The sequence below is a fragment of the Roseiconus nitratireducens genome (assembly GCF_008629675.1).
Taxonomy (GTDB): domain Bacteria; phylum Planctomycetota; class Planctomycetia; order Pirellulales; family Pirellulaceae; genus Stieleria; species Stieleria nitratireducens.
In genome coordinates this window covers 269,594-289,288 of the sequence record NZ_VWOX01000006.1, presented here as the reverse complement: position 1 = coordinate 289,288, position 19,695 = coordinate 269,594, and the positions used below count along the sequence as shown (strand labels likewise).

The 19,695-nt window shown below is 59.4% G+C and carries 13 protein-coding genes; 1 reads left to right on the top strand and 12 read right to left on the bottom strand.

The window, feature by feature from the left end; genetic code table 11:
• Window positions 1–114: 114 nt before the first annotated feature.
• Window positions 115–2,511, bottom strand: a complete 2,397-nt coding sequence (locus FYK55_RS12860; RefSeq protein WP_150076826.1) for a hypothetical protein — start codon at window positions 2,509–2,511, stop codon at window positions 115–117.
• 351 nt (window positions 2,512–2,862) lie between these two features.
• Between FYK55_RS12860 and FYK55_RS12855 the strand changes: the two genes are divergently transcribed.
• The gene (locus tag FYK55_RS12855; protein ID WP_150076825.1) at window positions 2,863–4,377 is read left to right on the top strand and encodes a Gfo/Idh/MocA family protein; all 1,515 of its coding nucleotides are present in this window, start codon (window positions 2,863–2,865) and stop codon (window positions 4,375–4,377) included.
• 78 nt (window positions 4,378–4,455) lie between these two features.
• Here the strand turns inward: FYK55_RS12855 and FYK55_RS12850 are convergent, their stop codons facing one another.
• From FYK55_RS12850 to FYK55_RS12800, 11 genes are all read right to left on the bottom strand, one after another.
• Window positions 4,456–5,226, bottom strand: coding sequence for a nitrilase-related carbon-nitrogen hydrolase (locus FYK55_RS12850; RefSeq protein ID WP_150076824.1), 771 nt, complete (start codon window positions 5,224–5,226; stop codon window positions 4,456–4,458).
• 18 nt (window positions 5,227–5,244) lie between these two features.
• Entirely contained in the window at window positions 5,245–6,408 is a 1,164-nt protein-coding gene (locus tag FYK55_RS12845; protein ID WP_150076823.1) for a pyridoxal phosphate-dependent aminotransferase, read from the bottom strand.
• Window positions 6,409–6,732: 324 nt separating this feature from the next.
• Entirely contained in the window at window positions 6,733–7,752 is a 1,020-nt protein-coding gene (locus FYK55_RS12840) for a PDZ domain-containing protein (RefSeq protein WP_150076822.1), read from the bottom strand.
• A 68-nt stretch (window positions 7,753–7,820) separates the two neighbouring features.
• Entirely contained in the window at window positions 7,821–8,468 is a 648-nt protein-coding gene (locus FYK55_RS12835) for a tellurite resistance TerB family protein (protein ID WP_161604480.1), read from the bottom strand.
• 295 nt (window positions 8,469–8,763) lie between these two features.
• Complete coding sequence (locus tag FYK55_RS12830; RefSeq protein WP_150076820.1) at window positions 8,764–10,500, bottom strand: alginate export family protein; 1,737 nt, start codon at window positions 10,498–10,500, stop codon at window positions 8,764–8,766.
• Window positions 10,501–10,832: 332 nt separating this feature from the next.
• Window positions 10,833–11,738 (bottom strand): RnfABCDGE type electron transport complex subunit D, encoded by a 906-nt coding sequence (locus FYK55_RS12825; RefSeq protein ID WP_150076819.1) that lies wholly within the window; start codon window positions 11,736–11,738, stop codon window positions 10,833–10,835.
• Complete coding sequence (locus FYK55_RS12820) at window positions 11,735–13,525, bottom strand: CRTAC1 family protein (protein ID WP_150076818.1); 1,791 nt, start codon at window positions 13,523–13,525, stop codon at window positions 11,735–11,737. The genes FYK55_RS12825 and FYK55_RS12820 overlap by 4 nt, the downstream gene beginning before the upstream one ends.
• Window positions 13,522–17,010 (bottom strand): CRTAC1 family protein, encoded by a 3,489-nt coding sequence (locus FYK55_RS12815; protein ID WP_150076817.1) that lies wholly within the window; start codon window positions 17,008–17,010, stop codon window positions 13,522–13,524. The genes FYK55_RS12820 and FYK55_RS12815 overlap by 4 nt, the downstream gene beginning before the upstream one ends.
• Entirely contained in the window at window positions 17,010–17,672 is a 663-nt protein-coding gene (locus FYK55_RS12810; RefSeq protein ID WP_161604479.1) for a hypothetical protein, read from the bottom strand. The genes FYK55_RS12815 and FYK55_RS12810 overlap by 1 nt, the downstream gene beginning before the upstream one ends.
• Window positions 17,650–19,188 (bottom strand): 4Fe-4S binding protein, encoded by a 1,539-nt coding sequence (locus tag FYK55_RS12805; protein WP_201743703.1) that lies wholly within the window; start codon window positions 19,186–19,188, stop codon window positions 17,650–17,652. The genes FYK55_RS12810 and FYK55_RS12805 overlap by 23 nt, the downstream gene beginning before the upstream one ends.
• A complete protein-coding gene (locus tag FYK55_RS12800; protein WP_150076815.1) occupies window positions 19,185–19,658 on the bottom strand; it encodes a FixH family protein in 474 nt (157 codons plus the stop codon). Before FYK55_RS12800 ends, FYK55_RS12805 begins: the two co-directional genes overlap by 4 nt.
• Window positions 19,659–19,695 lie beyond the last annotated feature (37 nt).

Below are 19,695 nucleotides of genomic sequence, written 5' to 3'. Positions count from 1 at the left end.
AAGCTGCTCCCAGTTTATCCAACGCCGCTGCGTCCATGGACTGGCTGTCGCAAGACGGAGCGGGTGCAGTTCACTTCACCCGCGAGGAGCCCGCGTCATTTTTAGTGCCGTGCGTTAGAACGCCGCGAACCGCAACGCCCCCGACTCCGCGTCCCGGATACGAATCTCAATGCCAGGCAGCACCGGTGAGGCGAGTGTGGAATCAAGGCGCCGTTCGGGAAGCGAATTGCGTTGCCATCCTCGCACTCGAATCGGCTGGTCACCGGGATTGGTAATCTGGAATGTCCAGGAATCTGTTTCACGCAGCGTCTTCAAATCGATCGGGCCGTCAGTGACCCAACGGCTGTTTTCAAACCGGCGGACCGGAATGGCTTTGCCATCCACCAGCCAGCGCAGTTGCACCGGAGCCGAAGCGCCCAGAAAGAATTCGATCTGGGGGATTGTCGCAGCATTTGATTGCGCAGCGAACTGGTCCAACAGGTCCGCGCGCGGACGCACGGAGTATTGGATCGTTTCGCGCGGCGCGATGGGCAACGCTTGCAGATCAAACACGGCCGGCTGCCGTTCGATTCGTGCGAAAGACATCACACCGCAAAACAGGAAGGCGGACGCGGCGACCGCGGTCGTGATTCTGCGGCGGCGCCGATCATCCAGAATCAACCACACGGTCACTAGAATTGCCCCGACAAAGAACACGCGGCTGAGGACCATCAGCGGAAAGGAACGCATCGGCACCGGCTCGGTCGCCGGAGTGCGGACGGCTCCCCCGTCAACAAAGGCTGCGGTACCGCCGAGCGCGATCGGCAGCGGCTCCTGTCCGGTCAGGCTCTCAATTTCTGGCCGGGTCCAAAGTAGCGGGCTCGCTTTGGGAGCCCCCAGCAAAAACATCTTTGCCGGCCCGGTCCAAAATCGATGATGCGCGGTCGTCCAGATCAACTGGATGGAGCAAACCGCCAACAATGCCAATGCGGCCACCTTGCCGATGCTGCCCCGGCGGATCATGAAGCGTCCAAATAGGTTGCCCGATGCAACAAAAACGACCAGGCTGGCTCCGTAGACGATGTAACCGCGGGAATTGGAGGTGGGGGCAAAGAACACGCAGGCCAGCACCGGAGCCAAGACCGTGGCCACGCACAGGATTCTTTGCCGTCGGTTCGCCAGAAACACCAGCCCGACCAACGCCAAGATCAGCAACCACGGAGACTCCAACGCGGTCAATGTTTCAATCGTGAAGTAACCAATGTCGGTCGCGAACGTTCCGATGCCTTGCTGGAACGAGTCTTGCCAGAAATCCAGACTACGAACCAGGTACTCTCCTTCGACCTCACGCACGTTGATGCCCAAGCCAGGCAGAATGATCTGCCAGAGGGGACGCAACGACAGGGAAACAACGGCGGCTGCGACCAGGTGGATCCAGCGCTGGCATTTCAGGCTGACGACGCCGTAGACGAATAGCAACATTTGGGCAACGTTGTATTCCAAGCTGATCAGTCCGACGATCAATCCCCAAACCAGATGCGTTCTCCAAGGACGCGGCGTTTCCCCGAACTCGAAGCGATCGATCAGAACGATCCCCAAGTAATACAGCGCAAACGATGTCAGGTGCGGTGTGGCGTCATTGATATGAACGCCAAACCCGATTCCGACGCTGGCTAAACAAACCGCCGCCGAAGCGGCGACCTGGTGCGCCGTCCAACGCAGGGTCAGGTGCCAAACCAAAGCCAAGCTTCCCAGCCAGGACACAAAATTGACGATCAGCAGCGAGGTCGTCTGGTCAAAAATCGGTGTCAGCTGCGAAGCCAAAAACGCATATCCGGCACGTAGGAAGCGAAAGTTGTTGTCACTTCGCACGCCTCCGGCGAACCAGCTGACCTGTTCCACGGCGGGCAACGTTTCTGCCATCACCGGATGTGTGTCGACCAGGACGCTGAAACCGAGCAAGGACATGTCGCCGCTGGGAGCATCAAACGGCAGGGTGATCATCCGAAACCCGGTTCGATCGGTTCCGTTGTTCACCAGGTAGATTGCCGAAACGACGACCAGCCAAATCAGTACTGGCACACGCATCGCGCCGATCGGATTGATGTCGGAAACCGTCGGCCTGGCCGGACCAATCGGGGACCGCAGTGACCGAAGCAACGATGGACCAGCGGCGACAATGAGGGCGGTGGCAATCAGCGGCGTCAGTCCATACAGCAGCAGGTTGATCGGATCGAGGACCAACGCATTGGGTAGCGTCTGGCCGGTCAGCATCTTGCCCAGTGCGATCGAACCGAGAGAACCGACAAACACCATCGCGGCGGTCCACTTGTCCGCCACGCGGCCGGCGATCACCACCGTCGCCGGTATCAACAAAGCCGACAACACGCAGGGAACAAGGTCAGACGGGTTTCCAGTGACGGTCCAACCGTGAAAGAGCAGGGCCGCACAGGTGGCGGCGAGCAAGCTGCCGGTGAGTGCCAGGAAATGGCAGTTCGGATCGGGGGCCTGCGGGGCACGGGCGGTCGACATGATGGAACCGATTGATAATCTGCCGTCAGCCATTCCGGCGACGCGATGAAAGGAAAGCGGTTGGGAGCAGCCATGGCGACCGCACTGGCAGGGGCCCGAGCAGCGGCAACTGCCAGGGGCCCGAGCGGAGCCAACCGGCAAGGACCCGATCGCTGTTCGGTCTGCCTGCCCCAGAAACTACCAGTTGCGGCACTCCAGCGTTATCCCGCGTGAATTCGGTGAGAAAGCGGACCTAAATTCCAGTCGCGCTGGGAGCGAAAATTTGAATGCCGGGAAAACTTTCGGCGCGGATTTGTGCGATAATCAGACTTTCGGATCCAGCCTTCCTCCCTTCCCCCCAAAGTGATTTCGATGCGAAAACTCAACCGACGTCAGTTCTCCCTCGCTACCGCCGCCGGTCTCGCCGCTAGTTCCTTGCCCCGCCAATCCAGGGCGCAAAGTCCCAACGAAAAACTGGGCGTATGCATCGCGGGGGTGAACAGCCGGGGAGGCGAGCACATCCGGGGCTTCACCTACGATCCGCGGACGGAGATTCGCGCGATCGTCGATATCGATGAGCGGGTCGCACAGTCGCGTGCCGAATCGGTTAGAAAGCTGCAAGGCAAAATGCCGCTGGTTTTCAAGGATGTCCGCGAAGCATTGGAGGCGCCGGCGATCGACATCCTCAGTTGTGCGACACCCAACCATTGGCACGCGTTGATGGGCGTGTGGGCAATGCAGGCTGGCAAAGATGTTTACATCGAAAAACCGATCAGCCACAACATTCATGAGGGCCGTGCGCTCGTCGAGGCTGCGAAGAAGTATGGGCGAATGTTTCAAACCGGGACGCAGTGCCGCAGCAGCTCCGCCTGTCAAGACTTGGCGCAGTTCCTGGCTGACGGCGGGATCGGCGAGGTCAAGTTCGCTCGCGGATTGTGTTACAAACGCCGCAAGTCGATCGGTCCGCTGGGAGATTACCCGATTCCGGAATACGTCGATTTCAACTTGTGGAGTGGTCCGGCGACGTACACCGATCCCAAATTGACTCGGCGCAGCTTCCACTACGACTGGCACTGGCAGCGACACTATGGAAATGGTGACCTGGGCAACCAGGGTCCGCACCAAACCGACATCGCGCGATGGGGGCTGGGGTTGGATCGTCACCCCAATTCGGTCATCAGCTACGGTGGCCGACTTGGTTACCAAGCCGAACGGAATGATCCTGACTACGTGGACGCGGGTGACACCGCCAACACCGAAGTTTCGATTTACGACTACGGCGACAAATGCATCGTGTTTGAGACGCGCGGATTGGAAATCAAAGAATCGGCCGGCAAGGACGTCGACGCCATGTTCGGAAAGGGCAAGGGCAACAAGATCGGTGTGATCTTCTACGGATCGGACGGCTACGCCGCTCAAACGCAATACGACTACTGCCAGGCCTTTGACAAGGACATGAATCCGATCAAGGAATTCAAGGCGCGGAATGTCGGGGACATGCACTTTGCCAATTTCATCGACGCCTGCATTTCCCGCGACGGCACCCAACTGAATGCTGATGCACTGACCGGGCACCTGTCCGCAGCGGTCAGCCATCTGGGGAACATCTCGTACTACGTCGGCGAAGAAAACCGGGTATCACCGGAGCAACTGCGGGAGAAAATCGGGGCCGTCAACAGCCTGGACGACAACCTGGCAACGGTTGACAGGACCATCGAACACCTGCGGTCCAACGGTGTGGATTTGGACAAGACACCGCTGTCGCTCGGACCGCACCTGGAGTTCGATCCCGAAGCGGAGCGATTCAAGAATAGCGACGCCGCAAACGCGATGCTGACGCGGGAATACCGCGAAGGATTTGAAGTCCCCAGCGGCGACAAGGTGTAGCACGCAGTGCACTACTTGCCCGGCGGCTGCTGCCGCCGGGCAGGGGAATCTTCAGGTCGGGCGGCCCGCTCGATCCGCTCAGCCGGCTGACATGTCACGCAGCGCCGGGAATCGGTCTCGCCAGTCCCGCACGGCATTGATGTCAATGTCGGTCGTGATCACCTGCTCCTGATCGGTTGCTTCGAATAGCGGGGTGCCCATTTGATCGAAGGCGCAACTGCGGCCGTCGAATGTCAAATTGGGTTCCTCGCCGCAGCGATTCGTCCCGACGGAAACTGCCAAGTTTTCAATCGCGCGGGCTTGCAGAAGCCGCACCCAGTGTTCGCTGCGTTTGGCAGGCCAGCAGGCGATGACGGCAAACAGTTCGGCCCCCTGTCGCGTCGCGTCGCGAAACAGCTCCGGGAACCGGAGGTCGTAACACAGAAAGGGGGCGATCTTCACGTCTTGCCATCGGAAAAGCTGGACGGATTCACCGGCGCGGTAGTGATCCTGTTCACCGGCAAAACTGAACGGTTTGATTTTCCGGTAACGGACCAGTTCGCGACCATCGGGAGCGAACGCGACCGCTTCGTTCGCCGACAAGCCGTCACGCACCGGCGCCGCCACCCCGCCCATCACGGCCACATCAAATTCGCGAGCCAGGTCACGTAGGCATTGCTCGCCCTCACGGGAATCGGATTGCGCCGTCGCATCCAGATTCATGCTGAATCCGGTCTCAAACATTTCCGGCACCAGAACCAACGCGCCGGGTTGAATCTGGCCGTTTGATTTCAACAGTTCATGCACACGCTGGTGATTTGCCGCCTTGTTTTCCCAGGCCATGTTCAGCTGCACCGCCACCACTTGCATCGACGTATTCCCTTCCGATCAGAGTATTCTTGCCAGTCCACGCTGCAGTCGCCCGATCCCTTCCAAAACCGAATCCGCGTCGAGGGCGCCGTAGGACGCTCTGAGGGAGCATCCGTCGGTATGCCCAAAGGCACTGCCGGGCAACACGGCCACGCCTTCATCCCGAATCAACGATTGCACCAGGGACAGGTCGTGGTGGTCCGACTGCAATTTCAAAAAAAGGTAGAACGCCCCCCTCGGGACCGTGATTTCACATCGATCCGATAGCGACGCGAGTGCATCCAAGCTAGCTTGACGTACCGGCGCCAGCTTGGCAATCCGATCGTGACACCAACTCGCACCGACCTGCAATGCCGCAGCGGCGGCGACCTGGCATACTTTTGGTGGGCAGATCAGATTGGTGTCCTGGATCTTTCTCACCGCATCAACCAGCGGATCGGGGACGACCGAATAGCCGATTCGCCAGCCCGCCAGCCCGTAAGCTTTGGAAAGTGAAAACAAGGAGATGGTGTGGGCGGATGCGCCCGGCAGTGATCCTGGCGAAAAGTGTTCGGCGCCGTCGTACAGAAAGTACTCGTAGGCTTCGTCGGAAATGTGAAAGATGCCCCGCTGGGCGCAAAGTGCGTTGATCTCCCTCAGCGTTTCCGATGAATAAACAGCGCCGGTGGGATTGTTGGGCGATACGGTGACGACCGCCCGCGTCTTGTCACTCATCGCGCGTTTGATGGCTTGCAGGTCCGGTTGGTCTTCCGATGTGGTGGGCACCACGACCGGGCGACAACCTGCGATCTCGATCGCCATGTGGTGGTTGAAATAATAGGGTCCGAGCAGAATGATCTCGTCGCCAACATCTCCGATCGCCAGGATCGCGTTCAGGAATCCCATGTTGGCGCCAGCGGAGCAAATGACCGACGCACCGTCGCCGGTCGCCTGAATCGCGTTTTCGCGTTCCAGCTTCTCCGCAATCAGGTCGGTCAACGTTGGCTCGCCCACGACGTCGCCGTAGCGGTCCAGGGTGCGATCCCCAACTGCAGCTTCGGAGACGGCGGCAAAAACCTGGTCCGGAGGCGAGTAATGGACCACGCCCTGTCCCAATGAGATGGTCCCGGGGCTTTCGCGGGTCCAGCGTCCAATGATGGGGATGACCGGGTCTTGAACCTTGGCGATACGGGCAGAGATCATCCGGTCAATCACTCGATGTGGGGAGGTACCGTGTGCGGAGCTCGGCAACGGGGATTCCTTGAGGACGGGCCGGGACCGCGGCCACGCATCTTGGAATCATGACGGTTGGAACCGAATGTAGCTACCGTCGGCAGATCGTGGCTGTCGCGAAATCTAACGAGGGTCAGTGCTGCAAGTCGGCGCTGCCCAACTTCGCATCTTGCCGGGCTTTTCAGGATCGCGAAGACGTTTGCGACGGTGCGAAATGCTTACGGATTTCGCACCGTCGACCGCAAATCAATCATCGGTCACGAGGAGCTCTGGCCGACTTTCGCGATGCGTTGTTCAAAGGGAGACGCGAAGGGTTCGCTGTCTGCGGTCTTTGGGATCGACCACCTCCAACGTCAGTTGGCCGCGCGATTCCTGTTCCGCTTCCGCCAGCGCTTTGGGACTTTCGATCGGCCGTCCGTTCGCCGTCAGGATCAATAGACCGGGCGTCAACCCAGACCGTTGTGCGGGGCTGCCCGGCGCGACGGCAGTGACTTTGACCGCGGCATTGCCGCTGTAGAACGCCAATTCGGTGGTGGCACCCAGGGGTTGCATTCGACCATCCGGGTTCGAATTCGCGGGGGCTTCGGCGTCAATCGGCACCAGGACGTCGCGTCCCGATCGCACGTCGCGAACCGTCAGCGAGAAGCTCCCGCGACGGTTCCGGAAGGCTTCTGCCAATTCCGCCTCCGATCGCAGCGGGTTGCGGTTGGCTTCGACCAGCACGTCTCCGGGTTCGACCCCTGCTTTAGCGGCCGGGCTGTTGGGTTGGACTTTGACCACTTTCAACGCGGGCTGGCCGGAGACAAAGGCCCGTTCGGTCGTCACGCCCAGCCCGCCGACCAGTTGTTCGGCGGACGCGGTCGAACCGGTCGGGGTATCCGATCCGGGACTCGGGTTCTCCTGGAACCAGTCTCCGCCCGCCGCTTCCCATTGACCGTCACGGCCGATGGCCAAGCGGGCGCGGATTCGGGTTTTCGGCTTCGGAACGCTTTCCACCGCGGCGTTCTGCGTCAGCCTGCCCAGCAGCGACCGGTCCGGGCCGACATGGGCGTAGACGTACTGGCCGGGAGCCGGGTAGGGCGCGTCGGAGATTGATTCCAGGCTCGGAATCTCGGACCGCTGCACCAGGATCTGGACCAGGTATTGGTCATCCGACCGGAAAACGTTTGCGACATTTCCGTCGACGACCAACGCCGTCGTCCGGGACGTTGTCTCCTGGGCGATCGCATCGGGCGGGCAGGTAAGGGGCCCGGTAAAGCAGATCACTGCGGCTGCGGCGGCGCTTCGTGGAATCCAGCTTGATGGGAGGGGCATTGGAAGACTCGCTTGTCGAGATCGATGAACGGACACAAAACGGCTGATCCGAGAGGAGACGCAACGGGTCAGTAGATGCTGGGGGCTCCCATCCGTTGATGAATCTGCTCGCGGACTTCCATCGGCAATCGCAGACTTTCGGAGAGCTCCATCAGGTACTTGGCTTCGTCCGACGTATCCAGGTCGATGGCGATCAACGACATGGTGTAGACCTGCTGTTCCATTCCGGTGGGAACGGAGGCTGCAAAGCTGCGAACGTCGACCGGCCGTTCGAATTCGCGTCTCAGGAATTCGATATCGTCCCGGCTTGGATTGCGTAGCTGCTTGATGATTTTTTCTTGTTCGTCGGCATCCAGCCGGCCGTCGGCTTTCGCGGCACCGACCATCGCGCGAATCAGAATCAGGGCACGATCTTGTTCCGACGTCGTGGAAGCAGGTGACGCCGTGCGGGTCGCCGTGGGATGCGAGGTGGATGGGGAGGACGTGGACGGTGACCTTCCCGTCGACCTTCCCGACGAGGAAGATCGGCCCGTCGAGACGTTCAGCAGGTCTTCCAACTCCTTGGCCTCACGTTCAATGTCCGCGGGTCGGGTCGACGTGGAGGATTGGCTCGATCGCGTTCGGCCTCCAAAGATGTCATTCAATGCGTCCGCCCCCTTGCCGCCTTGGCTCTGCTTGTGTCCCAGCAGACTACCTAGAATATCAATCGCATTCATTGATTGTTCTCCGAGGAATAGTGTCCGACAGTCGCCTGCCATGAGCATACCGGATCAACCACCGGGATGTGGCCCAAAAAGGGGCGGACAGATTTCCTCGCGAGCCGCGACCGTCGCCAGAGGGCGGCAGCGCTGCATCCTCCACGCTCTGGCGAACGCGGCTACCTCAAAATGATGTTGTCCAGCGAGAGGACGCAAGATCGACCAGAATCGCGGATGCCGGTTCGCTGCCGGACCGACGTTTGCGGTCGCAAAGCCTTCGAGCCGTTAAGGACGGTCGTCGGCGCGTCGGGTATCACCAGCGTTGCTGATAGATCAGGTACAAAGCCTCGGAGTCGACCGCGGCGTTCGGACCCGACGTCGATTCGACAAACGAGCCGCCGAAGAACTTGTTGTAGCTGACCAGAATATCGGAGTATCGCGATAGATGAAAATTCATCACCAAATCGATTTCGTTTCCGACATCGGATCCCGCTGCGCCGGTGGGGTCACGACGGTAGGGAACTCCCCCCGCGTTGTAGAGGGCATCGCGATTTTCGGCTAGCCAGAAACGGTGGTACTGTAACCACACGGTCGTCCATTTGTTCGGGTAGACGTACAAATGGGCGTTCACGTCGTGAATGTTCTGTCGCCCGACGAGGTCCATCCATCCCAGGTAGTAGTGCCCGAAGGGAAACTGTTGATTGAACGTGTGATCGGTGTCGTCGGTGAAGTCGTCATCGCCGCTGGCGTAATCGTAATACAGCCACATGGTGGGCGACCAAGCGGCGCGGCTGAGTCGCTTGCCGACGCCCGCCGTGGCCATGCCCGCGAACAGATCATTGTTGCCGCGATTGCCGAACTGTAACGCTCCTTCGAAGTCCCACAGGAACCCATCGCGGTCACCCGACCAGCGCGTTCCGGTGGTATGCGTTTCAAAGGGTGACCGTGTGACGCCCAGCGCCGAAGCCGCGTTGTCGTTGTCGAAGTACAGATAGTACAGGTCTCGGAATTCCCCCGGCCGCGGTCGGTTTGTCAACCATAATCCGGCGAAGGTGCGATTATCGTCGGCGGAATCAAACTCATCTGCTTGAGGCGGAACGAAATGTGTCCAAAAGGCATCGAAGTCCCAATTCTTGCCGTGCCGAAACATCTTCACACCGTCGAACGAGTTGCGTTTGTTGGCCCACGGCAAGGGTGTCACCAAACGTTGCGAACCGTACAGCAATTCCTGACGTCCCGCCCGGACGTACAGGGGGCTGCCAGCGACATCCATCAGATTCACATCGACGAACAGGTTCAGGATGTCTCCCAAATCGACGTCGGGCGGAACGGGGGCAAGTTCCTGTCCCTGGCTGTCGGCCCAGACGAATTCGCCGTACACACGCGCCAGGTCGCGGTACCAAAGATCGGCGTACTGCCGGAAATGGGTCAGCGTGAAATCGTTGTTGGCCTCCGTCAAGCGACTGTTGCTTTCGTTGACGTAGCGCATCCAGAACTCGCCGCCGGTGCTTAGCATCAGGCAGTCATTCAAGTGCATCCGCTTCAACCGTTCCACGATCGTACGATCCGACTCGCGAATGTTTTCAACGTACCGCCAATCGGCGTCAAAGAACGGCCACGCGTTGATCGCGAACGGTGCGTATCCGGACTTTGGCGGTCCCGGGCGGCAGGTGTCTGTCAGCAGGTCACAAGCGGAGTAGTACCCCGGACCCTTGGGGAGAATCGGAAAAATTCCCGGACGCGGCATTTTGTGCACGGTTTCCGGAAACCTGGACCAGTCCAGCAGCGTGCCGTGGCAGCAGGAACGAAAGCCGGGCGTCTGCTGCTTGTCACCTCCGCAAACAGGGCAAACGCAAGGCGTCGCTGGCGGCTGCTCGGCGAGCAAGGAGTCTTCGGTCGCTTGGACCGGGAAAGAAGTCGAACGTGTCGGAGCGTTCTGGTCGGGCGCCGGATCATCCGGGGCGATTGCCCAGACCGATCCGCCGGCCATCCCGATCGCGACGGCCAAAGCATACCCGTGCCAACGGGGCATCCATGCAGGCGTTTTCATCACCGCAACTCTCTGTGCAAAATGAAGTCTTGTAAACTCAATTTTGCTCAACCCTGCGACGGCTGATCGACATTTGCCGCCGGTCAGTGCATCGGAATTCGGCCGATGGCAGAAGAAACCATCGAATTCGGAGTGCGGAAGGTGTCGCAGCCGTCAAACCTTGACGGGTTGTGGATCGGTGCCGGCCAGCTGGACAGCGCCTCATCGAGTGAGCCGCGTGGCGCAAGCCGCGGGTCTTCTCGCCTCAACCGGCGGCTAGCGTCTTGCCGCTCATTGCACTGCAAATCACAGTGTTTTTGATTGCGATGGCCGCTCTTCGCTTTCCCGACTTTTCAGACAGATCCTGGTGCCTCGGCCTTTCGCTTCATCGCCAACTCCGCCGCCAAAGCAACCGGTCCGACCAGAAACAGGGCGTAGTACGGTGCGTGGATGAACTCCGCCAGCCGTAGAATCATCTCGACCAGGGCGATCAGGAAGGCGACCAGACACTGACCACGCTTCGTGCTGACGGTCGTCCGCGGATCGGTGATCATGAAGAAAACGAACAACTGGTACATCGGACCGGTCAAGGGGGCGACGTTGGCCAGAAACGGGCTGCCGGTTAGCGCGCTGCGGGCGCCCGCCAGACAGATGAACGAAATCACGTAGGTCAAACAGATGTGAAAACGTTTCAATCTTGAAATGATCAACGATCCCAGGCACCAGACCACCAGCATCGGCCAGAGTGTGTTGCCCCACTGAATGCTCAGACTTGCGACGGCAGCGGGGTAGAGGAACAGCATCGCGCTGACGCCAAAATTTGACGGGTTCCATAAATGGCGGTTGCGCCAACGCAACACATATTTCGACATGATCGAAAGCGAGGCGCAGAGGGCGAACGGCCAAAGGAACGGCGATCGAATCAGGATCCCGACGCTGATTCCAGAAATGTAGGCGCTGGCGAGGTGCGGAAATTTTCCGACCATCAACCGCCCCAAGACCAGTTCGCAGGTGATCGCAACGGCGATTGCCAGGCAGGTCTGCCACCAACTCTCAAGAAAGCCGAACGTCAATTGCCCCACGAGCAAGATGCAGGAAATCAAAATCGGCGCGAGAAATCGATTCTCCAGCGTCAACAAACTCTTCCAAGACGCACGGCTTGTGGAGACCAAGGGACGCTGCAGCTCGGATTTAACCGAGGTTGCCACAGTGTCGGGGGCGGCCGAAGATTCTAGATCGGTCGATTCGGTCGTGCTCATTTCGGCTCCTCGATACGATGCGTTTGATTGATCGCCGGATGGGACAACTCCTGCGTCTGACCGGACGGCCAGAGGATGCTGACCTTGTCCACCTGGTCGCTGGTGCCAAGTCCGAAGTGCAGCCGTCGTTGGTTCTGCGCGGAATACCCGCTCGCGGCGACCAACTCCTGCAACTGTTGTTGGTTCTTCCAATGGACCTGGACCTGGGTCCCGATGGCGCTGCGATTGCTGCGTGTGCCTTTCAGTTCGAATGCGATCCAGTTCCGCTGCGGATCGACCTGGTTGCGGTACATCAGCAGAGGGCCCCGTTGATTGGCGACCAACACGTCCAGTGCCCCTCGGTTGTCCAGGTCGACCAGCGCGACGCCGCGGCCATCGTGGCGATCGGTAGCCCCGATGAGTTGGGCGACATCCTGGAATTGCCCGGCACCGTCGTTCAGCCAAACCCGTTTGGGTTGGTATCCGGCAAGGCTTCTGCCTTTCATGTCGGGCCAATTGTCGGTATCCGAGATGATATTTCGGTGGCCGCCGGTGATCTGTGAAAAGTCATACCAATAGCTCGTGCCGCGGTCGCCGGACACGTAGCCGTTGGTCACGTACAGATCCACGAAACCGTTGTTGTCCAGGTCCCCAAACTGTGCGCCGAAGCTCCAGCCGGCCAGTTCCACACCCATCACCGATGCCAGATTTTCGTAAGTCGTCGCGCCGCTCGCGGAGGGGAACCAGAGGTTGTTTCCCTGCAACAGCACGCCTTCCTCCGAAATGTTCGATTCGTAGATTGCCAGTCGACCCTGGTTGAGTACATCCCCGATCGCCGCATTCATTCCACTCTTGGGAGCGTGGCCGATTCCGCTTTCCTTTCCGATTTCTTCAAACCGGTCTCCCTGTCGGTTGATAAAAAGCTCCGAGACGCCGTAGTCGTTGGACAGAAAGAGATCGGGGAAACGATCGCCGTTGAAGTCAGCCGAGATGACCGCGAGCGTCCAACGAGTGCTGTCGATTCCGGACTCCGCCGTCGCGTCTTCGAACGTTCCGTCGCCGTTGTTCCGCAGCAGCCATTTGCGTCCTCCATTGTTGGCGTACTCAAAGCTTTCCGGCATGATCCGGGTCGTCTTCAACTGTTCCAGCCGGACATCCTCCGACCAATAGCCAGCGAGAAAAAGATCGATCAAGCCGTCGCGATCGTAGTCCAGCCACGTCGCGCAGCCGAGATTGGCCCAGTCCGGTAGGCCGCTGGAATCGGTGATGCGTTCGAATCGCTCACCCCGATCATTGCGGTACAGTTCGGGGCGGCCCCATTTGTAGACCAGGACGTCTTCGTCATCATCGTTGTCGATGTCCGCCCAGACGCTTCCCATGCAGGCCCCGGTGCCAGGTTTGTTCAGATCTGCCAGCCCCACCTCCCGGGCGACGTCGACAAATTGGCCGTTGCCAAGATTTCGGTACAAACCGTTCATGCTGCCGGAGGCGCTGTTCGTGACGTAGAAATCCTGCCAGCCGTCTTGGTCAAAATCCACCACCGACACACTCGCGCCCATGGCCGCGATTTGCGGTGCGATGTGATCCAAACGCTGATCGAGTCGGAGTGGCTGGTGCGTGAAATCCACCCCCGCGTCTCGGGCCTGCTCCTTCAACCGGAATCCGTATCGTTGCAGGACGTCCGGAGAGCTTTCGCTTGCCGCGCTGGCGCGTTCTCCACTTTCTTGCGACCAGCGGAGATAGGCGGCGGGGCCGACCAGAAGTGCTGCGAAGATGATCGTGATGAGTGTGCGTTGTAGTCGGTTCATGGGGCATTCGGATTCGCTGAAACGGCGGATTGCGATTTCCACAGTTGTTGGTAGAAGTGTTTCGGAGTCACGTACCGCGTATGAAACTTTTTCCAATCCGATTGATGCTTTTGATGGACAGGATCTTGCATCAATGGTCGCAGTGGCCCGCGGTACTGCGGGGAATCATGGCTGGGAAGTGGACGCACGAACTTTGAGAACGCGGTGTTGAAATCGCCATCCTTGACCCAGCCGTCACCGACCAGCACAAAGTCTCGCCGCCACCCCGTTGGCGGTGGAGCGATTGCGGCAAACTCAAACACCAGTTCGTCGCCCGCATTCACGATCGCGTAGCGATCATCCACGGCACCCGTCAGCTCACCAATGTCGCCGTGACGGGTGTGAAAGCCTTCCAGGTCCAGCCAGCGAGGCTGAGCGGTTTCGATTTCGTAAATCGGAGTGTCCGGGCGCCTTCGATGCACCGGCAACAACCGGGAATAGCCTCGGTACCGCAATTCCGATGTCACGGTGTCCAATTCCGTGATTTTCGGCCGGATGTCGTCACGGAGATAACTCCACCGGAGCGAATCCCAGTGGACTTCCATGTTCGTTCGCAACCGGTAACGGCGGGAAGCTTTGATGGATTCTGGGGGGATTGCAATCAGAACATCTTTGCCCTTGCCCGCGGGAAATCCCAAGTCATTTTGGATCAGCTTCCAACGTCCGTCCTGACCTTGTTGTTCCAGAATCAGCCCGTAGGGACGCGTCGCAAGCCCCTGGGCGATCGCGACATTGAGCGAACTGTCGGTCGGATAGATCCAGCCGTGGCCGACGATGACCACATCGCGGTCACCAGAAACCTCCGGTGGCAAATCGAATTGGACCCAGTGATCTTCGGCAATCCCCTGAAACTCGCCCAGTTCAAAGGTGTCCGCGTATTCGCCGTCGTTGGACTTCAGTCGCTCATCGAGCGTTCGAAGCTTGTGATCGAGGACGTTGTGCAGCGGTTTCGGCGCGGTGACCAGCGCGACACGCTGTCGGGGCATTGACGCGGGAATGAAGCGTTCGTCCACGAATGCGCGTGCGTCATCGGGGAAGTCGACGGCAAGCAGGTGAACGTGATCGAAAAAGTGGGTTTCCCAGAGTTCGGCGGTGATTCGGATCAGGTACCGGCCTTCGACCGAGGCCAAAAGGTTCCCAGGGATCCGGATCCAATCCTCCGTTTGCGTGATTCCCGCCGTGTCTTGCGCGTTGATTCGCAGACCCAGCGGAGATCGCCACAGAAAGTCTTTCACGAATTGAAATTGCGCGCCGTCGTAAGCGAATACCCAAGGACAGGATCCCTTCAGCCGCTGATTCGCGACAAGTGTTTCGAAGGGTTTCAGCCCGAACTCGGCTTGGCTGGTACCATTGGGCCAGATGACTCGAGCCACATCGGCTTGCGGGCGATTTCCCAAACCGAAATGAACTCGAGGCGATGCAATCGGATTTGACTGCACCAGACTTCCCGCACGAACATCGATTCGTCCACCGATGCCAAAAGAATTGATGCGTTTGTCACCGGCGTTCGTGTTTGCCATCGGTTGCAGCACGTGCCAGCCATAGTTCGCTTCGCTTTGATTCAAGGCGACGGTCGTTGCGGATTCCGACAGTCCGACCAGGTCCAGACGGCCGTCGTCGTTGTAGTCGACGACCGATGTCAGGATCATTTCTGGCGAGGCATCAAGCGCGATCCAGGAAAGGTTTTCCGAGCCAAGCAACACCTCCGTTTGCCGTGCCACTCCCAGGATCACGTCCACGCCGCCGTTGTTGTCCATGTCCGCGAGGTGAAGAAAGGGGGCACCCGGCCGTGTTCCCTTCAGCGAGGATTTCAAGCTCGAACTGGCAACGCGTGTGACCATCCAGTCGCCATCAACCCACGCGGAAGACCAGATCCCTCCGTCGTCGGCAAGCGAGATCACCTCCATTTCACCATTGCGATCCAAGTCCCCGGTGGCGGTCGCAAGTTGCTTTTGCGATGCGGGGATCACTGCGGACGAAAAGGACCCGGCCCGTTGATTCGTCCAGGCGGTCAACTGACCCGTCGGATCGAGCGTGATCACGTCCAGATCTCCGTCGGTGTCAAAATCGATTTGACACAATTGCACCACCTTGGACGCAGGGACAACGTCTGCCATTTCGGTGAAGGTCATGGCACCGTCATTTCGAAGCGTTAACAATTGGGATTCTTGGTCGCTAAGAAGCAGATCCAAGTCGCCGTCGGCTTCAATGTCGATGGCCCAGACACCTTTCCAGGGGTGAGTCGCGACATCCGAATCGATTCGGTGCTCGGTGAACGAAAAGTCATCGTTGCTGACATAAATCCAAGCCCCCCTGTCCCCGACACAAACCAGATCTTGCCGAAAGTCAGAATTCAGATCCGCGACGCACAGACTGGTGCGATCAGCGGATTTTGACGATCCTGGAAAGGGCAGCGCGGCCGAGGCATCGACGAGGAGTTGATCTCCGGAGAGCGACAGTAGGGTTGAGCGACGCTCTCCCGAGTGCTCCATCGCCAACGCGAAGTCCGGCCGCGCTGCTGAACGAAAGGGGAAGGTGGGTTCGAAGGCCAGCTTCGAATCGGGGGCGGGGATTTGAGCCGGCGGCACTTTCAGTCGCAACGGGGAACGCACCGGCGTCCCGACCGCCGTGACCGACAAGACACCCAGTTGCGCCAAACTTCGCTGGTATTCGGGGCGAGGTTTGAGCAGGTTCTCCAGGAACGTCAGCGACACCGCGGCATTTCGATTGTCCGCTCGGTCGGCGGCATTGCTCGCTTGATCCAGTTGCGTTCGGATGTCCTCTGGCCATCGTTCGCCCTGGTTTGCAATCGCGTTCAGTGTTTCCCGAAGCTGTTGATCGCGGTCGAGTGTTGCTGCAATTCGAGCCCGCTCGAGCAACGCTTTGAGGTTCCCGGGGGCATGTTCCAGAATGCTGGTGAGCAACTCGATGCGTTCCCCTTCGGATTGGTCATCCCGCATCTGCCCCAACAGGGAAACCAGCGAATAGGTTGCCGCCACGTTCTCCGGCCAATCGGTGTGAACGCGACGCAGAACTTCGATCGCGGGTTCAATCTGCCCCGAATACTCCATGATTTGAGCGTTCAGGACCGCCAGCTGTTGAGAATCGCCGGCGAGTTCCAGGGCCCGTTCCAATGCCTCGCGAGCCTTCTCCGGTTCATTCAATCTCAGTCGAGCGACGGCGAGATTGGCCCACAAAGCTGGTTCGCGATCTTCACGCTGGACCGCGTCGCCGAGCACGCGTGCCGCACGTTCATTCTCTTCGACGTCCAGAGCCGCAATGCTGGTGTAAAAATCGGACAGCGTTTGCTCCGACGCTGCCGGAGGTGTGGCGATTTCGGGACGTTCGACGTGCCGCAAACTCCAATAAGCGGTGCCGGCGACAGCCAGCACGGCTGCGATCCCGAGGACGATCAGGAGCTGTCGGGATTTTCGGTCTGTCTTCATCACTCACACTCCCCTGGGATCGCCGAGGCGCCGGAGTGACTGGACGCGGCGATGGACCGCGGGTGCTCGATTGGGATGTGTCGCTGCAACGCGATTCGCCGGCGTGCCATGGCGATGATCCAGGCAACGCCCAGCAGAGCGAATGGGAACAAATAAATCGCCAGGTCCCACGCTCCCATCCCCGGCGGCGTTGATTCAACTTCGGCCGTGATCGTTTCGGTCGTACCGTTGTCCGTTGCCAGTGTCACTCCCACCCGCCAGGTGTCGCGTTTGTCAAAGACCGGATGTGCCTCGTATTGAAGGTGATTTCGCTGCGGGTGCGGCTGCGTCGCGTAGGCCACCCGTTCAAGCCTGCCGCTGACGGGCTCGGTCCAAAGGGAGACCGTCGGCTCGGATTGTTCCTGCTTGACGTCATCACCCTCGACGATCACGTAGAAAGTGGCTTCGCCGATATCCGGATCCGCCCAAAGCGACACGGTACGGCCCGCCAGGGATTGGTCCATCAACACGGGGAACGGCGGACCTTCGTGCGCCCGGCTCGTCGAGTTGGAAAGGAAACCGACGGAGCCGCCGATCAGAATCGCGAACGCCCGAGCGAGCAAACGGAGCGTGGTCAAATTGGTCGTTTCAGCCATCACATCAACCTCCCAAAAAAGTTCCACGCATGTCCATCGGCTGATTCATGATCCACACGGCCGAGACGTAGAGCAGCAGATGCAAAGCTGCCCAGGGCGCGAAACGCAAGGCAATGCGGTTCGAGGATCGCTGGGAAGCAATCGACCAGGCGATCATCCAGGAACCGATCAAGCCAAGGCTCATGAATCCCAATTCCAACGGGTACACAACCGTTTCGGGCAAACCGCCCAATTGCCATTGCGGTTGACCGAGCCATGCTGTCCCGGTGGATTTGGCGGCGTTCTGCGCGACCGGGATCACGGTCAGCAGACCCGTAAAAAAATGGAAGCCGTAGTGCGCCAGCCAAACGCCAAACCCGATCGGGATCAGGGATCGGATGTAACGATTGATGATCGACAAAAGGGGTGTGTCGGATCGCGAGAAAAAGCGGGTCAAACTGGCGGCGGCCCCCAGCAAGAGCGCCGGTTCGATCACCAACGCCAGGGCGAAGATCGCGGCCAGAATGGGCCACTCCGTTCGCAAGCCCGTCACATCGGCAATCCATCGCTCAGCTGCATACACGGGACTGATCATCGCGAACGCGTTTAACAACGCCCCAAACGCAAAGACGATTGTCAGTGCCGTGAAATCGAATCGCCGCTCTGGCGTGCCAATCCCCGAACGAGTCCCCTCATAGGCGAGTTCCTCGGCGGGGAGACGGGTGAGGATCCCGACGTTGTCATGGGGGCACGCGTAGACACAGTCCAGGCAGAATGTGCAATCCAAGTTTCCTCGCTTGCGAGGTTGAAACAAATCCAACTCACATCCGCGCTGAACGAGCGGCAAGGCTCCTTTGGTGAACGCATCTTTCGACGAAGTCGCTTCTTGGTGCACTCCGCGGATGCAATCCTTGGTGGCGCAGTTCCCGCAAACATCGCGGTCACGCACGGCGACCTCCAGCGGCGACATCGTCGAGCAAACGAAGTTGAATTGCCCCACGGGGCAGACATATTTGCAGAACGAAGCGCGGCGAAACAACACGTCGGTGATCGCTGCCAAAGCGAAGTACGCGACGATCAAGGCGCCCGTCCACCAGGGGTCGGAGAACAGGTCAAAGAGTTCGTAAGCGAACAGGACCATCGCAAACAAAATGATTGCCGGCCACTTGTTGCGAAGTTTCTGTGGCCAGTCCCAGCGCGGGGCATGAATCCGACGGGCGATTTCACGCGGCAACATGAAGGGACAGGCCATGCAGAAAAGGTTGCCGGCCAACAAAATGACGATCACGACCAGGCCCCGGAAGTGCACCCAAGTGAGCAACGCTGCCAGGTTCTTGGGAGCAAGTTGGGGTCCCCAGAACGCGTGTCCAATCATCACCAGGCTCAACAGCAGGACACAGGACTGAAGCAACATTCGTGAATAGCGCCAACGCAGAAACCGCCCCAGCAACGGTAACCTCAGGACGTCAAACGACGTCCGGAGCCGTTGCTGGCGAGCGCCGTCCGGGGCGCCTGGCGACGGTGCATCCGCCTTGATGTTGCTGCTGGTCAGCGCCACGGTCACGGAACCTTGACTCCGGGGACATCGATCTGTTGTTGGGCCGTGGTGCCGTCGGGCATTTCGACGTCGACCAGGACGAACCAGTCACCGCCCATGGTGAATTCCAGCGTCCCCGAGTAGTGACCCGGATCTTGCTCGGATAGCTCCGAAAAGGAGGGTTTCATCCCGGCGTGGTTCATGTTGCCTTCCAGTGTCACCGCAGCGTTCTCAATCGGATTGCCGGACGGATCGGTAAGCCGCAGATCCACCTTTGAGTCGCCAACCATCGGTTCCGCAGGTTCAAAAGTCAGGTCCACGTTCACGGGGACAGTCTGGGCTTGGTCGGAACTGCAGCCGTTGGTCATCAGCGCCAAGAGGCCGACGGATGCCAGGAACACGGATCTGCGGGCAAGGTCAGAGACGAATTCGGTTCGCCAAGGAAAGGTCGGCAGACGCTTGGCGACGCCGTCGGTTCGCATTGAATCGTTCTCCATCACGGAGTCTCCATCGAGGTTGCGAGGTCATGGGGCC